Here is a 17,381-nt window from a genome sequence, read left to right on the forward strand (position 1 = left end):
CACCTTTATGCAAGATGTTTCTGTCCAGCTGCGATCATTCGCTGAAAAAAAACGTATAAATCAATCGGAGTTGGCTGTACTAATTGGCGTCAGTCAGCCAACAATATCTCGCATACTCAGAAAACCAACTGTTAAGCGAGGTCCCGCCTATCGCAAAGTGCTTGGTTTCTTGGAGGGCGCAACGAAAGATGACTCTGAATATACAAGTATTCATAATGGCTCAGATATGCTTGCTCGACACTTCGAGAATTTAGCTCCAGTAGACGACCGCGAAGCGGAAGCGATAGACATGTTGCTAACGGCGATAGCAAACTACGCTGAAATCAAAGGCAAAGGGGCCAGGTGAAAACGGACTCGCAATCATTTAAGGAAGAGCTTCAAGGACTTGGTATCTCCAAGGAAGCTCTTGAAGCGGTTTGGCCAAAATGGTGGAGCAACGAAGCCGATGGTTCAATTTCTGCTCAGGCAGAGATGCGGTTTTCTGTGGCGCGAAGACTTGGCCTTACTCCTAAATCAGTCATCGGTGAAGATCAGCCTGAATTTGTTTGGCGCCATGATGCGAAATTCAAGGGGCTATCAGCCTACGGTGGCGACGAGGAAGCAGCCTTAACGTCATTCGGCATTGCGTTTGGGCGCCATCTTGAAAAAGGCATCAGCCGGGCCTCGCGACAGTCGGCAGATCTGTCAGATGCAACAAGCGTTCGACAGGCGATCTTGGGTCGATCTCCTTATGTCTCATTGCCGGACGTCTGCGCGGTGTGTTGGGGATTTGGAATACCAGTTGTGCACCTTCGAGTGTTTCCGCTCTCTGCAAAGAACATGGTGGCGATGGCAGTTAGGACACTTGAAGGTTTTGCAATACTCGTTGGTAAGGATTCCCGGTTTCCAGCGCCAACAGCGTTCCACGTAGCTCATGAACTCGGCCACATTGCCGCGGGTCATCTGGCGGAAGTGAGCGCTCTGGTAGATCTCGAAGAGACAATCGAAAAGGATGAGAAGGATGAGAAGGATGAGGAGGAGGGAGAAGCGGATGGATACGCTCTGGAATTGTTAACAGGGCAAAGGAATCCAAGCCTTCAGTTCGACACGCCACCCAGAAACGGGTTGGAGTTGGCGCAAGCTGTCGCCAAAGCTGCCTCGGAACGAAGGATTGAACCTGGGACACTTGCACTTTGCTACGGCTACCAAACCAATGATTGGAAGACGGCTTACGCCGCACTCCACCATATCTATGACTCAAAGCACGACGTTTGGCGATTTCTTAATTTGACCGCATCAAAACAGCTTGATTGGTCCTCGTACAGAGACGACGAGGCAGCTTACATTAGAGCAGTCATGGGAGCTGTGGACGTTGCTTAATTCTGTTGTCGACAACGACGTGATTGAGAAGCTGTGTCGTTGGGAAAGCCTGAGTGTGATCTCAGACTGCCTTGAGCTTGAATTATCAGCCGTTGGATATTTGGGCTCGCTTCGATTTGTTATTGGAAAAAAGTTTGTCGGTGAGAAATACAGTGGCGCGACAGAGGACTTAAAAGCTTTCTTGCATGCTGCGTCGGAGCTTGTTCCTACAGAGGCTGAGTTGCATCTGGCGGCTTCGCTCCAAGAATTTCCTTTACCGAAAGGGATGACGATGGATGAAGGTGAGAGCATACTTTTTTCCGCTGCCATCCTGCGTACGCTTGATCGCGTTCTGACTGGCGACAAGCGAGCTATTTGCGGCTGCGCTCAGATCGCGAAAGACGCTGCAGAGATTGCAACTCTTAAAGGTCGCCTCATGAGTTTAGAGCAAATCTTAGGAACCATGATCGAAGTTCTTGGCCAAGACCAGGTTAGAAAAAGAGTTTGCTCTGATGCCAAGGCAGACAAAACAGCTGCAATCTGCTTCTCGTGTGGAACGGAAAATTTGAGCGAAGGAACCGCAGCGCAAGCACTTCTTAGCTATCAGTCGGACCTGGCTACAAAGTCCGATGGGTTTAGCTCTAAGACCTTAGGCTGCAGTCCGTAGAAACACCGCGTAAGGGTCGATGAGCTCCGCCGTCAGCCCGATCTTAATCACTTTCTCTTGGTTTGGATCATTCAACAAACTTGGATCAGTCCTCACATTCAAACAGGCTTTGTCAACTCGACCACGAACATATTGGCTTCCCAACCTTCCCGCACTCCTACCTACGGCAACTTCGGTTGCTGACAGAGGTAGCTCGAACTTGGCTAGTTGAAGATTCTTGATGAGTAGAGCGAACCTTGAACCCACGGCATGGATACCATTTGGAACTTTCTGCCAAGTGACACCATCAACGGAGTACTCATCGGCTCTAATAGGCTCAGCGAAGTGGTTTGAAACCATCGGTTCCATGCAAAGGACAATGGGATCACCATTCTCTGCATGTTCCTCAGCAAAAGGCTGCACCATAGTTGTTGGGTGACAGGTGTTTCCGCCGTAGCCCCAAAGGGCGAAACCTTCGTCTTCGATTTCCTTTTGCTTGCGACCGATTATGTCCTCCAATCCCTCATTGGCATGAGTACCAACCTTCATGAAAAGAACTCCTGCCCCTGGTTTCAAAATCTTAGTCATATCTTTCCTCCAAGAGTTGCAGCTCGTACTCGTTGTCTTGCGCCTGGCCGTAGTTTAGAGACTTCAGTTCTCGAACATACTTGGCGCGAGGCGCTTTCGAGCGTCCATAGAAGTTCTCCAGACGACTTTGCTCCATTACGGCTTCACTCACCCTAACTCGTTCATTCTGGGGTCGCGCTCGGAATAGAAGGTTGCAAGACCTAAGGTCAGGCGCATCATCCAGATGGTACAGGTGTAGCTCCGGCTGCATGCGGGCAACAAAAAAGCCCCTGCTCGCTGCGTGTGATTGAACTTTAGCCAAGACCTCTTGCGACCAGTTTATCTCTTTGTCATCGGCTATTACAACAAGCCCTTCTCCTTGACTGCAGACTGCTTCTACTCCTCGATCAAGAAACACGTTTATGCTTTCACCGTCGTTGTATTGTCCCCAGGGGGGATTGGTATAAAAGTAATCAAACTCCACTAGATCTTCGGGGAGCCCGTCCAAGGCATTGTACAGCCTTGCATCAAGGTTCTCCAAGCGTTCCTTGTCAGCAAAGCGTTTGACCGCGTTTACTATGCGCTCGTCAAAGTCGAGCACCATTACTTTTGAGGGCCCGTACTCCAGGACGCCACGGTTCTTCAAATAGGCGACGCAAACACTAATCGCGTCGCCATCACCGACAAACACTAGACGCTTTTCATTTGCCCAACGAGCTACAAATTCGCTTTGGATGACCATATCACCCGCCTTCATGTAGATCTGGTCGAATTGCCTAATGGGCCTCGGGCGGTTTTGAATAACATCGGATACTGCATTCATTGCGTCGCGAAGATCGATCTCAGGCATAATTCAGTGTTTCCAATAAGTCGTTATTATCTGTCAACATGGATAGCAGTAGCGACTAAATCAACTGTTCTTGTGGGATCGCATTAGCCGACTTGGGTGATAGTGCATGCAATTATTCACCGAGATTACAATCTTTTTAAAATTGAAGCTCACGCGCAGTCAAACAAGTTTCCTTCTCAGCAGATGGATGTCACTCAGCGCAGAAAATTCGGAGGCGAACACCGACTGACTGGCATGCGGAATAGGTTGAAAGTACCAAGTGATAGAATTGAAGTACGTGCGGCTCAGGTTGCGGTTTCGCGAACTGGAGCTTCAACTTCGCAAGCGAAAGCATACCTCCCGAACATACTAGCCAAATCTCTCTGTCTGTGGTTGGACTAGAACGCAAACGTTGGAAGGCCCTACGGAAAGTCCTCGATCCTCTGCCATGACGTTTACGATCGACCGTCTGAGTGATGGGTGACTTACGCTTTGACAGTCTCCAACGGCCATCGAAACGGGTCACGCTACCCGGCAGTTCCGCTCCGTCGCTTTTCATATACGCAAGGTTTTTAAGGCCTTGAGCGCAAACATCGTAGAAGGCTGAAGCCGATACTCCAGGGTTGCCTTTTTTCCACTTCCCGGCGACCACGACCGCTGCTGGGCTTAGTAAGGCCTCATCTAGCCCAAGAAAGTCGCCGACTTCGTCATGTAGATCGTCGCACACCAGATCCGGAAAGCTCCGCCCAAATAGAGTAGGTCCCCTATCTGGCCTGAGCGACTTATCGATAAACTCGAATAGAGAGCCGTCTGCCCAAACATCGACATGGCCGTTGACCAGCTCGCCTTTCTCAGATGTCACCGCTTCGAGACCTGGGATTGTAGTGATTAGATCGAGCACCAAACTAGCGGCACCTTTCGGGTCAGTGAGGTCGAGATCGAGACGGTAAAAGTCACCACTAACATATGTGTGGACTAGATCGCGGGTGATGATCCGGAAAGGCTGCAATTGGTTCAAGCGACGGGTTAAAGAGATCTTAGGATTGTCCTTGGTCTTTATGCGGCTGAGGCTAGGCGACACGAGCCAGTACTTCCCCTTCTTTGCGTTCCAATCGATCCACGCATGATGGTCGTCTCCATCGACACGCAGGCTAAACCGGAACCTCTTCGGCGCCTTAGGATCTGTGTCTTCCTCAACTTCGACGCACAGATTCTCGATAGCAACAGCCGCTGTCTGTCCCTTTGCAACGAACTGGTCATCCAGCTCCGCCATGTCCACAAGAATGTTGAGCGGCGTTGGATCGGCTGGAACCATGTCAGGAACTGCGAAACGGGAGAAAATCGACGCTGTCCCTGCGGCTTCGTCGAGCTCGGAGGCAACTTTTCCACACCACTCCGAATATTGCTGTGGTGTTAGGTCGTTTCCTTTGCCATCGCGCACCCGCGAACGGGAAAAACCAACAGATCTCCGAGTACCATCTTCGTTCGCCTGGGCGTGAATATAACCCGTGGCCCGGGTCACAACGTTGAGGTGCTCGCCCATAAACACACCGGACCGATCAAGCGAGCGAGCTGACAGACTGCGTGATCGTAGCGCTAGCGGCCCGAGACCGGTGTTCTTTACGCTCATGAAAGAAATGTTGTTGTAATGCCCGTCGGGCAAAAGAGCGCGTAAGGTCTTGGCGTTAACGCGTGGACCGATGCCATCAAGTTCGTTGACCCAGAGTCCCGCGCTGTCGAAGAAGAAAAGACGCTTGTCTTTTTTTGCGTAGATCGTCGCTTCGAGGCTGGGTGCCTGAAAGAGGCTGCCTGACAGGAACGGTGATGGCGTTAGTCGAAGTGTGATATGATAGCGGCAAAGACCGTCGGCAGTTTGACCGGTTAGCACTTCGTGCCGATCATCGCTAGTCAGTTGGGCTCGGATGTCTCTTTGGAGCTCATCCAAATTAAGGTCTTGTTGAATCGTGAATGCGACCGCCGCGCTCGGGAATCTTAGATCGTCATGAAGACTGGGATCGTCGAGTTCGGGTCTTTCGCGGAAGCGTCCCATCACGTAGTCGAGAGTTGGCAGGGCAGCGATTAGATTTTCCAAAACCGCTGCGTCATTGCGGACAAACGGCTTGTTGTCGTTCGCCATCGAAGCTTTGTCAAAAGAAAGAAAACTATTCCATTCGTCTGCGACGCTCTGACCGTTGGGTGCAAGTACGTAAGCTTGTGGTACGGGCTCACCAATCGGTCCAGGATGGCGTATCAACCTGCCAATCTGCTGGACCAACATGCGCGTATTCGTGAAAGGTTCGTAGAGCGCGAGTATCGTGCAGAGCGGGTCGTCAATTCCTTCTATCAGCATGAACTGGTGGATGAGAAAACGTTCGGGTCGCGCTGAAAGGTCCCGCGGTACGGCATTGATAATCCCGTCATGGGGCCGATCGGGGAAGTTATTATGGATCGCGAGGACCCCGTCGGCACGACCGGCAAGAGCTACAGTCAACGCCTCATGCATTTCTCGAACCGAATCCTCTCGGTCACAACGTACTATGACTTTGTTGGCTGCCGTGAAACGTGCATCTGCAACAAGTGCGTCGACTCTGGCGACCAGTTCCATGGCATAGTCTTCAACCGATGCGGGCAATGCTTGTTCGTCAATTTCGACGTCACGTATGAGACCATAGCCAACCGCATCGGCAAAGCCAAGAAAGTGAATATGGTCATCATCGACGTCGAAGATCTTTAGATCGCCACGAAATGGTGTGGCACTGAACAAGACGGTCGGCACGGCAAATCCGCGGACTACGCGTGCCCAGCTTGGCGCAGGTTCACGATGCCCCTCGTCGAACAATATCGTGCCAACGCGGCCATGCAGTTGACTAATTTTGCCGTCAGCGTCGATCTGCTGGATTGCCTGCACGGTACCGACCAAAATGATCTGCTCACCGTTGTTATTGTCTAGGTGTTCAATCAGTTGCTCGATGTTACTCGGTAGAATATTCCAGACCTTATCTGGCTTCCATTCTGGTCCAGCACCGATTTTATCCCAAAAGCGGTTCTCGAACTGGGAGGAGAGCTGCTCGACCAAAGCCGCTGAAGGACAAACTACGAGTACGGCCTGAGTTTGGGCTCGTTGGCGAGCGATTGAAGCTATTACTCCAGTTTTTCCCGTGCCAGTCGGCATATTGACAAGGCAGGCGCGTTCGCTCGATGACGCGAAATAAGCGTCTACGGTATCTAGAGCTGCATGCTGATGCGGCCAGAGTGCAAGCGATGTTCTGGATAGTTCAGTCTCTGACAAATTGTACTCTCAATTAGAAGTTCAACTAGGGTTTCTGTTTAATGATCAGTCGCTCAGAACAAGACCTACGCGTCTTGATTGAATTTCAATTTGCCCGGCAACTTAACGGGGTGCTGTGAAAATGTCTCTGATAGACTTTCCATGGTTAGAGAACGCCCAACTCCAGCTCCTCTAGTCACACATTTGTTTCATTCAGGTTTAGCCAATAGCGCGTGTACCTGAGCTCGCCAGTCCGCCTCAGGGCACCAATCGCGACAAGTTCTTGTAGATCTCTTGTTGCCGTTGCCCGTGATGTCCCGGAGATCGAGATATAGTTCTCCGCACTCAGGCCACCTTTGAACCCGTCAGGCCCCTCTCGGAACATCCGCTCGATCACCTTGGCCTGTCTTTCATTCAACGCAACGCGATACCGGTCATAGAAATGTGCCTTGGCAATGAAGAAACTCACACGGTCCTGGGTGACCTGCTGCGCTTCCAGAACGACCTCAGCGAACCATAGCAGCCACGGCGTGGCATCCAGCGTCTTCTGGTGCCGCTCGAGCTGATCGTAATAGTCTTTCCGCTTTCGCTCGATGGTGAAGGCAAGTGCGATGAGGCTTGGCTGACCGATGTTCTGAGCTATGGACTTTTCAGCCAGAGCCCGACCCAGGCGGCCATTCCCGTCCTCAAACGGGTGGATACTTTCGAAGTAGAGATGGCTGAGACCGGCGCGCGTCAATGCTGGTAAAGGCCCTTCCTTATTCGGCGCTGTCCGGTTGAACCAATCGACATATCGGCCCATCTCGTCCGGAACTTGCTTAGACGGTGGGGCTTCAAAATGTACGACCGGGCGATCAACACGACCCGAGACGATCTGCATCGCATCTTCGTGCCGCCGATAGGACCCGATGGCCTCGAGCCGTTTGTCGAAAGACAGGAGCATTTCGTGCCACCGGAAGAGCGTGTCGTGTTCAAGGGGCTCGGCATGGGTCGAGTATACGTCGACCATCATTTCGGCCACGCCCTGCTCTCGGGGTTTGTTCGGATAGCTGTCCGGTTCCAATCCGAGATGTCGGCGCAGCGAGGATTGTACACTGCGCCGATCCAGCATCTCGCCTTCAATGGCACTGGTTTTCATGGCCTCGTCGCTCAGCAGGTCGATGCGGAGTTGATCACGCTCTGCCGAATTGACATGCTGAGCGGCGCCCAGGACTTCGCCTGACGACATCAGGAAGCGCTGCTCGAACGGTGCCAGTGATGCTGCGTCGTACCGGAAATCCGGCCAACCTGATATCTGCCAGTTCCATGCCATGAGTTATAGAATTCCTTCCTATAACTCACAGAATGAGCATTTTTGAGCTATAGAAGTCAATCCTATAACTCAAACACGTGCAAACACACTTATACTCTGCTGTGCATTTGCACGTAAAACTTGCTCTTAACTCCGACTGATTGAAAGTCAAAGCCCGACCAATTGAAAGCGAGCACCCTCAAACCTGCAGAGTTCGGGCCTGTTCATTCGCGCCATCGGTAGCCAAGTCCAGCTCCGGCAAATCCCGCAGGCTCTGCAAATCAAAGGTGGCCAAGAACGCTTCAGTCGTCACGAAGGTATGCGGCGCGCCCGCACGCGGAGCCCTTGGTCCCCTGGCAATCAAATCCTTAAACCGCAGCCGTGCCAGAAGGTCGCGACTGACCTCCTTGCCGAAGATGTTCTTCAGGCCCGCCCGATCGATGGGTTGGTGATAGGCGATGGCGCAGAGCACGCCCATCTCCATCTCGGTGAAGGCCAGCGCCTGATCTCCAAGATCAGCGGCCGCCTTGATCGCATCAGCAAACTGGGTTCGAGTCCGGAACATCCAGCCGCCGGCGGTCTGGACCAGTTCGTAAGGTCGACCCGTGAGCTCCCCCTGAACATCCTCAATCAGCATCTCGACAGACACCCCCTGCCCCACCACGCGCGCAAGATCATCACGTCTAACCGGAGTAGCGCTCGCGAAGAGCACCACTTCGATCCGCCCCATCCACTCGCGCCAACGCAGCTCCTGTGGAAGGTCGTCGAGCTCCCGGTCAAAGACGGCTCCACCCTCGTCTGTCAGCTTCCGCTTCTTGGCAGCGACAGTCATGATGCGATCCCATAAAGCCGGAACGTCGAGCGTCCGGTCAGTTCCCGCGCCACACCCAGTTCCACCAGCCTGTCACAGAACCGCCGCGCCGCGCGATCCGTCATCGGAATGTTGGTACCCCAGATACGCGGCGACAGCATCGACGCCGGCACCACGGCATCCTCGGTCAGGAATAGATCGACCGCCGCGTCCGATCCTTTTGCCCGCAGTTTCGGGGCGACAAAGCAAAGCGCCTCGCCGCGACGAGCTAGATCCCTTGCCATTCGGCTCGTCTCTTCGATGCTCTCCAAAATCAGTACCTGGACCGCCAGCTCGGCCCCCTGCCCGTCTGCGACCAGGTCTCGCAGCGCCGTCTTTGTCAGCCGCCGTGCAGATACAGGTAGCAGGGTTTTCCATTTCAGGGCTCGCGCCAAGACAATATCCGAGAGCAGGCAAGCAACCCGTTCCGCCCGGTCGTCTACCTCGAGTACAGCGCGCAGCACAGCGACACAACCCGACAGCGGCCCATGTGTCCGTGCGCGCTCCAATCCCGCGTCAAGCCAGACGCCAACCTCGCCTGCTAAGTCGGCACCGACAAGGTCGGCAATCTCATCCGTACCTCCTGCCCGCAGACGCACGGCGGCGCGCCAGAAGGCCAACAGATCTCCGTCTGAACCCCGCGCCTCGCCCCGCGGCGTCAGGTGGTAGGCGTCGCGGATATCCGCCTCCCGCGCCAGCCGGCCTTCCAGTTTCGACGTGGCCGTCGCCGCGCTTAGCGCCAGGCGGTTGGCCAGCAATTTCAGCGGCACACCATGCCTAGGATCGCTGATCAACTGATTGAGCACTATCAGCGCCGCCCCGGACCGAAATGCCACAGTTTCAAGGGTTTCGGCACGCCGAGTGGTGACCCATACCGGGAGTTTGGGTAGGCTCACTAGGTCGTCGTTGACAGCTGTGGGCTGATAGGTCATGCCACAAGACTATCGCACGGCGGCGCTTTCCGCTACCAGATAGTGTACAAACCGCCCCACGTTACAGCTCTTTTCTATGTCCAATAAGTTTGCCTTATCGGACATAAAAATGATAGCCTCAAAACCATGAACAAATCGCCCGAAAATGCGCCCAAAACACCTCGCTACAGTCATTCGCTGCATTTTACTCGAATGTCGGCTTTAGGAAATTCGGGCAACTCATCCACCATGCCGCAGAGGTCAGGCTAGGTATCGCTTCCCTGTTCGTTCCAATCAATTCGCTGATACTAGAACAAATTTTCCCTATTAAAAAGTTTAGGGAAATGGCGTTCAAGCATCTGTTTTCTTTGCCGAAATCAAGCCGGCAGGCCAGAATATCAACAAAATCAGCAGTTTTCCCTGTATTTTCCCTGTTAACAGGGAAATTTGGCGCAGACTGGATAGCTCGGAACTGCGCGCACAGCCAAACACTTCATTTGTACCATCCGGCGTGAATCGCAACTTGTCCGGCGAGACTTGCAACTTTTGTCGGGTAAGAACACGATTTCCATCATAGTCGCCGTTTTAATGGTCGACTCTCAGCTTAGCTGGCTAGTTTTCTGGTTTGCAAAACTGCCACGGTGCACGAGCTCTGCGTAGGGGGCCATCGCCCTGATCCTGCTTTTGATACTGGAAGACGGACCTGTGCAGATCCGCCAACTCGCACGCCCGCCTCTCGGCAGATTGCTCCGCAATCGCCTGCCGGGCAATGGACGCTCAGACAGGCCATGCCGATCCATCACGTCCGACACAGCCCTGCGTTTCACGTGTCCGGCATGGTCCTCGGACCGATGGCGGCCGCATGCCGAACCGTTAGTAATTTTTTGTCGCGAGATCCTTTAGCGCAGCATTGTATAACATTGCGTCCGCCAGCATCCGCTTCAGGCGATTGTTCTCGTCTTCGAGCGCCCGGAGCTTCTTCGCATCAGATACGTTCATACCACCGAACTTGGCTTTGTATTTGTAAAACGTCGCATCGCTGATCCCGTTGTTCGCTACAATCGATCCACCGGATCGATTGCGACACGCTCCAACTCCGGCACAGCTCCTGCGCTTTCACGCCTGCCTCATATTCCTTGACCATCCCCCCCCTCGGCAGATTTGTGAAACAAATCGTCTGCCGGGCAATGAATGATCTGTTCGTCACTAAATCTGCGTTTCATAGTCCATCCCTTTCTCGGACGGATCACTAGCACCTCAGTGGCCGGATTTCAGGGAGCTGGGTCAGAAGGTCAGGATCATAAAAGGCAATCAGACGACCAAAGCCCGAGGAGACCGTACTAGAGCCACGGGACCCCGCCGACCCCTGCTGTAACTGAGCCCGTACGGGATATTCAATAGCACTTGCGTTAGTACTGTCCGGCATCAAGGCATAAGATGCTGGTTCAAGGTCGGGCGCCGATCACAGAGTTTCGGCGGACTTGCGCCCAACGTTTCTGTCCTGGTCAAGAGGAACTTGCTCGAATCCAGAACCCGATCTAACATTTCTAAGTAGAATACTGCGGATTACACTCAACCATTACGTTTATTCGCGTCGCAGGCCCTGATGCAGTGCTGCGAGCCTGCTCCGGCATTCCGACGCTTGCGGTCGGAGATTCTGATGACAACCTACATTGTAACAACACTTGCGGACGAAGCACTTTCATCGGACCAACCCTTTGACGCAGCGCGAGAGGCGGCGGATGGCACTGGCCTGTCGCTACGTGAAGCGCTCGATCTTGCCAATGCGTTGACTGGCTCAGACGAGATTGTGTTTCACCCGGACCTCGCCAACGGTCGAGTGACGCTGACCGGTAACGCACTGCAGATCACGAGTGATGTTACGATTGAAGGCGATGCCGCAGGTGACGGGACAAGCAGCATCATCCTAGACGGTGGCTATCGATCCCGCGTTCTGGAGGTTTTTGCAGGCGATGCTGCAATCTCGGATGTTGATATCACCCGGGGCGGTCTCGGCCTGAGAGATGAACGTGGTTTTGGTGATGGCGGTGGTGTGACTATTGCCGCAGAGGCTGAACTGACGATCGCCGACGCGCGGATATACCGCAACGGGGCAGGCGACTTTGCCGGATCTTTAGGCGGTGGCATATACAATGAGGGCACGTTGCGGCTGACCGGTTCCGAAGTTTTTCAGAACTCGGCGGGCTTCAGTCGCTCGTCTTCGGATGGGGGGGGTGTCGCCAATGCCGGCATGCTTATTATCGAAAATACGCTCATCAGCGACAACGCAACGGCGGGACGCATTCTCGGCGGCGGTGGGGGTATATTGAACAGCGGGACGACGTTGGCGACAAATGTGCTGTTTACCGGTAACGTCGGGCTTGAGGGCAGCGCCATCAACAATTCTGGTACCATGGTGCTCAGCGGCGCAACGATTACCGGAAACACCCCCACACCCACGTCGTTTGGAACCCCTGATGCGGTTTGGAACACGGGACAAATGACTTTCGTGCACTCCACAATCACGGCGAACACAGGGGCGGAGATCGAGAACCGTGCCGAACTGACGTTGATCAACAGTATCGTGACGGAGGCACCCGGCGCGGTGATCACAAAGATCGGCCAAAATATCGTTGGTTCGGCCTTGTTTGATGGTGACTTGCAGTCCGGCGAGGTCCAGTCAGAGGACATCTTTGCAAATATCGGTCAGGACGGCCCGGTGCTGGCGGACAATGGCGGGACGTTGCCAACGCTTCTGTTGCGTGCCTCGGAGCTTAACCCGGCTCTCGATGCAGGAGATCCGGCTTTGGCGGTTGACGCAACCGGGATGCCGCTAATGACGGATGCGCGGGGTGCGGGTTTCGCGCGGACGGTCGATTTGCCCTATACCGGCGCGACCGGAAATGGCCTTGCCGATCTGGGCGCTCTGGAACTTCGGCTTGATGCGGCGGACACGCTGGCGTTCAACGACACGGTGCTGCCAGTGCTGAGTTACGGTGGAGGCCAGGACCGCGGGACTTTCGACGTGAGCGGTTCTGCCGGCAGGCTGATACAGGGTGAAAACGCCTGGAATCACCTGCTCGTTGATTATGAGGTGACGCCCGACACGATCCTGACCTTCCGTTTGGAGGCGGAAGGGCAGGCCGAAATCTATGGCATAGGGTTCGACAATGACGATGATCCCGAATCTGAAACCTATTTTCAACTCGGTGGAACGCAGCGGAATTTCGGTCTTCAAGATTTCAATATCGGGATAGAAAACAGCACAAGCGCCGAGTTCTTCCAAATCCCGGTGGGCGAATACTTCACAGGACAGTTCGACCGGCTGGTTTTTGTCACGGACCAGGACGCGCCGGGTCCCGTATCACAGGACCCCGCGGCAAGTATCTGGTCCGACGTCGCACTTTTCGAGGATGGACCCCGAGTGCGGCTGAATGGCGCGTTGGAAAACGTTCAATCCTATAGCGCGCAACAGGACCGCGGCACGGCCACGATCTTTGATAACGGTTTCACGCTGGTACAGGATTCCAATTCCTGGAAGCGGATCGACATTGACTATCAGGTGACAGAGAAAACCCTCCTCACATTCGATTTTGACTCTTCTAATCAAGGCGAATTGCATGCAATCGGCTTTGAAAACGATGATGTGCCGGATGGGGATACGTTTTTTACGTTGCTGGGGACGCAGGACGGGTTTGGCATCCGCGATTTCTACGACACTTCAGTGATTGCCGATGGTCCACTCAGCTATGAAATTCCGGTTGGCGACTATTTTACAGGTCGGTTCGACAGCTTGGTTCTCGCTACCGATCAGGATGTGGGAGAGGGCGCAGACAGCTTTTGGTTTGACCTGACACTTACCGAAAGTCTTTGAAGGCGGTGCGCTTTGGCTTAGCATTGCCCAAGCAGCCTCATGTCCAAACAGACCCACATGTGGTCTCGCGGACTAGGCCAACTCAGAGTTGCCACTGATCCAAACCCCGGGATCGGCTCCAAACCTTCAAGTTTTCAGATAATTTGGGTCCTTAGGCAGGCTGTACTCAAGGAGAGCGCCGGCCATATGTAAAATCGGTCTGGCAGAGTTCGTTGGGACGCGTGGTTTTGTCTTTGAACGCCTCAGCAGCTTCGATGGCCACGAAGGCCGGGCGACTGATAAGATCGCGCTCCTTGAGGATGCGATAGGCAGATGTTTCTGATATGTAGTGCCTTTTCGTATCGGTGAATCGCACCGTCAGTTCGCGTGGCGACAACTCCGGCTCCTCCAGGGCCATCTCAACCAACTGATCCCGAATGTCATCGGGAATGCGGTTCCACGCCCAGTTTGGATCCGGCCGGCGGTCCTCCAAACCTACCTCGCCAAGGGCCGGTTCCTGGACAACATCTCCGTCGAATGGCTTTGGCGACCCATGAAATGCGAATGCGTCGATGCGCAATAAGATTGATGAATCAGCAGATTTGCATGGACCAATCGAGGCCGAACGTCTTGCTGAGTTGGAGGCATCAACCCTAGATGCAACCCATGTGCTTGATATCGTTGCAGGCGGTGATCCATCAGATGTTTCAGGCGTACAAAACAGGTCCGTCAATCGCTCTTTAGGTAGCCAGTGGCGGGGAAAAGTAGATGCACTTGATGACGCTCTTGCTAGTCAAGCCGGCCAAGGCGCTGTGAAAGCGAACGTAAGGCTCAAACCATGTTGAGGAAAATCATGTGAATGATTTGGACGTAATAATTGACCGCAATGGCCCACTGTTGGAAGCGAAATCTGTTTCCGTTGAAGTTATCAACTCTTATCGCGGAAAAATTCCTGAAATGCTGTTGGAACTTTGGGATACGCAAGGCATCGGTTCTTGGGCAAAGGGGGCTCGGAGCCCTCATCTGACGGTTTTTCTCAGTTGACCGCAGCCAGCCCCTAGAAGACATCCGTCTTAGGCAGTCATTAGCTCAGGACCAGCGGGGAACCAAATTTCTCAAAGCTCAGAAACAGTCGGGTGCCCACCGTAATTTGGGAAGATATCCCAGATTTGTGCTCTATCGGCCAATGGTATTTACGGAACGAACGATAGGGAGGCGTTGTTATCTGATAACACGCTTAAAAACTGGGGCGGTGATCGGATAACAGCACGCCTTTGAAGTATAAGTAAAGGCATCTGCGGGGGGCTGCGGAGACATGGTTCTCCGCAATCCCCCCGATACCCGCAATGCCGCCGGCGCACTGTCGGCTCATCAGGAGACCAACATGAAATTCATCTATCCGCTCATCGCAGCGACCGCCCTGATCTCAGCCTGCGCACCAGGCACCGCAATTGACAGCGATATGGAGCGCGGCCTTGTCGGCGCAGCTCTCGGGTACGGCACGGCCAAGGCCATCGACGGAAACGGTGACCGCGGTGCAATCATCGGCGGGCTTGCCGGTGTATTCTGCGATGATGCTGGCGTTTGCAGCCGACCGCGCTATTGAGCCCATCCAGAAAACGTCAAAGGGCGCGGATCAGGTTCGCGCCCTCTTTTAGTTCGCTGCTGCCAGTATCGCGATGATGCAGTCCACGGAATCTCGGGCCCTGGGAACCTCTCCTTTTTAACGGGAATTTGTCGTAAGCTTTGGTAAAAGGCCGCAGCCTCCTGCGCCAAGGACCAGCTATGATGTTTGGGTTCGTTGCAAAACACAGAGGGGTTTGGCGAGTGAGTTGGATGTGTGATGCGCTCGGTGTGTCACGAAGCGGACCCCATGCCTGGCTGACAAGACCGCGCCGCGACAAGTCGATCCGGGACGATATCGGCAGCGATCCGTTCAAGCTTTCTGCGCTCGGATCGGACTTATGGTGCGCACCGTGTCTGGCATGATCTTTTGGAGCAGGGCCATCGCTGTGATTTGCATCGCGTCGAAAGAATGATGCGTCAGCAGACGTTCAAAGCGCGGCCCCAACCAAAAATGTCTCTCGGCGATAGCATCGCCTATCCACGGCCGTGTAGACAGCCTTCAGGGCTGTCGCTACCGCCTTGCGGTCCTTGGAGTTGGCAAAGCTCATGGAGTGGCGCAGCAGATGGACGATGCACGTCTGGACCTGAGTTTTTGGGAAGGCCGCCTCGATGGCCTTGAGAAAGCCCTTGAGACCACCTGCGACGGCAATCAGGATGTCCTGGACACCGCGATTGCGAAGATCGTTCAGCACCTTTGCCCAGAACTTGGCGCCCTCGTTGGTCTGGAACCACAGGCCGAGAACGTCGCGTTCGCCGTCCGGCAGGATCGCCAAGGCCACGAACGCCACCTTGTTGCTGACCGCGCCATCGCTGCGCATGTTGACCCGGATCGCATCCATGAATACCACCAGATAACAGGGTTCCAGAGGGCGGTTCTGCCAGGCGGTGACCTCCTCCATCACGGCCTCTGTGATCGCAGAAATGAGGCTTGGAGAGGCCTCAAAGCCACAAATCTCCTCGATTTGCCCCTGAATTTCCGGGGTCGTCATGCCGCGGGCATATATGCTGACGATCTTGCGGTCGACCTCCGGGAAACGGCGCTGATATTTAGCGATCAGCAACGGATCAAAGGTGCCATTCCGGTCGCGCGGGATGTCCAGAACCACCTTCCCGCTGTCGGTGGTCACCGTCTTCCGGCTACTGCCGTTGCGGAGATTGGGCGGCTGGCTATGGCCCTCGGGTACCCTTCGACACGTTCCTCGCCGAGATGTTCCTCCATCTCGGTCGTCAACGCGCGTGACGTCAGTGCATTCGTCAGCTCGGCAAGAATGCCTTCCTTGCCGAACAGGTCGCCAGCCGAGCGGCCTTCCATCAACCGGTCCAATAGGGCTTTGTCAATGCTCATACGTCCGTTTCCTTACAGAGCAGTTACTACGCCAGAGCACGAAATTCACGATAGTCCCAATTCTAGACGATCAGGCGTAGCTCGACCTAAAGAGAAGCAGAATGGCCTGCTGCCGGTTTCGTGGACGGCAATTTAAGCTTTCATAGCTCTCTCCTCGAAGGTCACAGGACTTAGATAGCCAATGGTCGCGTGGCGGCGTTTTGGATTGTAGAACCGCTCGATGTAGTCAAATACATCTGCACGTGCCTGCTTTCTGGTCCGGTAAGTTTTTCTCCTGACCCTTTCGGTTTTCAGCGATGAGAAGAAGCTCTCCATCGCAGCATTGTCCCAAACATTGCCAGAGCGGCTCATCGAGCATGTGATGCCGTGGTCAGCCACCAACCGCTGGAACGGCTCGCTGGTATATTGGCTGCCCTGGTCCGAATGGTGCAGAAGTTCGCGTGGTCGCCCTCTACGCCAGATCGCCATGATCAGAGCATCTGTCACCATCTGGAATGTCATTGCATCGCTCATGGACCAACCGACGACCCGACGTGAGAACAGATCAATGACGGCCGCGACGTAGAGCCAGCCTTCCGCCATCCAGACATAGGTGAAGTCGGCCACCCATTTCTGGTTCGGACCTTCTGCATCAAACTCTCGCTCAAGCACGTTTGCGGCTATCACCGACCTGGTGCCTTGGTCTTTCGGTGGTTGCCGACGCTTTGGACGGGCTCTGAAGGCCGCTTGTCGCATCAATTGCTCAACGCAATGCAGACCACAGGAATAACCTTCTTCGAGAAGATCGTGCCAAACCCGCCGCGCCCCATAGGTTCGATCCGAGCGTAGAAAGCTTGCCCGGATCGCCGCAGATAACT

Annotated in this window: 14 protein-coding genes and 4 pseudogenes; 8 read left to right on the plus strand and 10 right to left on the minus strand. The window is 54.3% G+C overall.

Translation table 11 applies throughout. The features are described from left to right. Nucleotides 1-7 precede the first annotated feature (7 nt). From H7847_RS02185 to H7847_RS02195, 3 genes are read left to right on the plus strand one after another with little or no spacing between them, the layout of a single operon-like run. Complete coding sequence (locus tag H7847_RS02185; protein ID WP_227267728.1) at nt 8-346, plus strand: helix-turn-helix domain-containing protein; 339 nt, start codon at nt 8-10, stop codon at nt 344-346. Then, complete coding sequence (locus tag H7847_RS02190) at nt 343-1,359, plus strand: hypothetical protein (protein ID WP_227267729.1); 1,017 nt, start codon at nt 343-345, stop codon at nt 1,357-1,359. The genes H7847_RS02185 and H7847_RS02190 overlap by 4 nt, the downstream gene beginning before the upstream one ends. Beyond that, nucleotides 1,352-2,005: a hypothetical protein gene (locus H7847_RS02195; protein WP_227267730.1), complete on the plus strand. Its 654-nt coding sequence runs from the start codon at nt 1,352-1,354 to the stop codon at nt 2,003-2,005. Before H7847_RS02190 ends, H7847_RS02195 begins: the two co-directional genes overlap by 8 nt. Here the strand turns inward: H7847_RS02195 and H7847_RS02200 are convergent. From H7847_RS02200 to H7847_RS02230, 7 genes and pseudogenes are all read right to left on the minus strand, one after another. Further along, on the minus strand, nt 1,988-2,572 hold the full coding sequence (locus H7847_RS02200) for a hypothetical protein (protein WP_227267731.1): 585 nt from the start codon (nt 2,570-2,572) through the stop codon (nt 1,988-1,990). The genes H7847_RS02195 and H7847_RS02200 overlap by 18 nt on opposite strands. After that, the gene (locus H7847_RS02205) at nt 2,565-3,401 is read right to left on the minus strand and encodes a bis-aminopropyl spermidine synthase family protein (protein ID WP_227267732.1); all 837 of its coding nucleotides are present in this window, start codon (nt 3,399-3,401) and stop codon (nt 2,565-2,567) included. Before H7847_RS02205 ends, H7847_RS02200 begins: the two co-directional genes overlap by 8 nt. 190 nt (nt 3,402-3,591) lie before the next feature. Next, entirely contained in the window at nt 3,592-6,669 is a 3,078-nt protein-coding gene (locus H7847_RS02210) for a DEAD/DEAH box helicase (protein ID WP_227267733.1), read from the minus strand. Nucleotides 6,670-6,844: 175 nt separating this feature from the next. Beyond that, the gene (locus tag H7847_RS02215; protein WP_227267734.1) at nt 6,845-7,960 is read right to left on the minus strand and encodes a Fic family protein; all 1,116 of its coding nucleotides are present in this window, start codon (nt 7,958-7,960) and stop codon (nt 6,845-6,847) included. 178 nt (nt 7,961-8,138) lie between these two features. Then, nucleotides 8,139-8,771 (minus strand): SMC-Scp complex subunit ScpB, encoded by a 633-nt coding sequence (gene scpB, locus H7847_RS02220; RefSeq protein WP_227267735.1) that lies wholly within the window; start codon nt 8,769-8,771, stop codon nt 8,139-8,141. Continuing rightward, nucleotides 8,768-9,721, minus strand: coding sequence for a DUF1403 family protein (locus H7847_RS02225; protein ID WP_227267736.1), 954 nt, complete (start codon nt 9,719-9,721; stop codon nt 8,768-8,770). Before H7847_RS02225 ends, scpB begins: the two co-directional genes overlap by 4 nt. 861 nt (nt 9,722-10,582) lie before the next feature. Further along, nucleotides 10,583-10,844: pseudogene (locus tag H7847_RS02230) on the minus strand (transposase); the annotation flags it as partial. 516 nt (nt 10,845-11,360) lie between these two features. Between H7847_RS02230 and H7847_RS02235 the strand changes: the two are divergent. Continuing rightward, on the plus strand, nt 11,361-13,574 hold the full coding sequence (locus H7847_RS02235; protein ID WP_227267737.1) for an autotransporter outer membrane beta-barrel domain-containing protein: 2,214 nt from the start codon (nt 11,361-11,363) through the stop codon (nt 13,572-13,574). Between the two features lie 184 nt (nt 13,575-13,758). Here the strand turns inward: H7847_RS02235 and H7847_RS02240 are convergent. Then, nucleotides 13,759-14,058 (minus strand): annotated as a pseudogene (locus H7847_RS02240) (helix-turn-helix domain-containing protein); the annotation flags it as partial. 67 nt (nt 14,059-14,125) lie between these two features. On the opposite strand from H7847_RS02240, the gene H7847_RS02245 reads away from it, so the two are divergent. The 4 genes and pseudogenes from H7847_RS02245 to H7847_RS02260 all read left to right on the plus strand — a co-directional run. Continuing rightward, the gene (locus H7847_RS02245) at nt 14,126-14,398 is read left to right on the plus strand and encodes a polymorphic toxin type 15 domain-containing protein (RefSeq protein ID WP_227267738.1); all 273 of its coding nucleotides are present in this window, start codon (nt 14,126-14,128) and stop codon (nt 14,396-14,398) included. 10 nt (nt 14,399-14,408) lie between these two features. After that, on the plus strand, nt 14,409-14,597 hold the full coding sequence (locus H7847_RS02250; RefSeq protein WP_227267739.1) for a GAD-like domain-containing protein: 189 nt from the start codon (nt 14,409-14,411) through the stop codon (nt 14,595-14,597). A 340-nt stretch (nt 14,598-14,937) separates the two neighbouring features. After that, nucleotides 14,938-15,159 carry a hypothetical protein gene (locus tag H7847_RS02255; RefSeq protein WP_227267740.1) on the plus strand — a complete coding sequence of 74 codons (222 nt, stop codon included), beginning with the start codon at nt 14,938-14,940 and terminating at the stop codon, nt 15,157-15,159. A gap of 140 nt (nt 15,160-15,299) precedes the next feature. After that, a pseudogene (locus H7847_RS02260) lies at nt 15,300-15,624 on the plus strand (IS3 family transposase); the annotation flags it as partial. A gap of 31 nt (nt 15,625-15,655) precedes the next feature. Here H7847_RS02260 and H7847_RS02265 read toward each other — a convergent pair. Together H7847_RS02265 and H7847_RS02270 are read right to left on the minus strand one after the other, a co-directional pair. Beyond that, nucleotides 15,656-16,524, minus strand: a pseudogene (locus tag H7847_RS02265) (IS256 family transposase); the annotation flags it as partial. A gap of 132 nt (nt 16,525-16,656) precedes the next feature. Next, on the minus strand, nt 16,657-17,381 hold a 725-nt coding region (locus H7847_RS02270), incomplete at its 5' end, for an IS3 family transposase (protein ID WP_227267741.1).

Origin of the sequence: Roseobacter weihaiensis, assembly GCF_020622345.1 — a bacterium.
Taxonomy (GTDB): domain Bacteria; phylum Pseudomonadota; class Alphaproteobacteria; order Rhodobacterales; family Rhodobacteraceae; genus Roseobacter; species Roseobacter weihaiensis.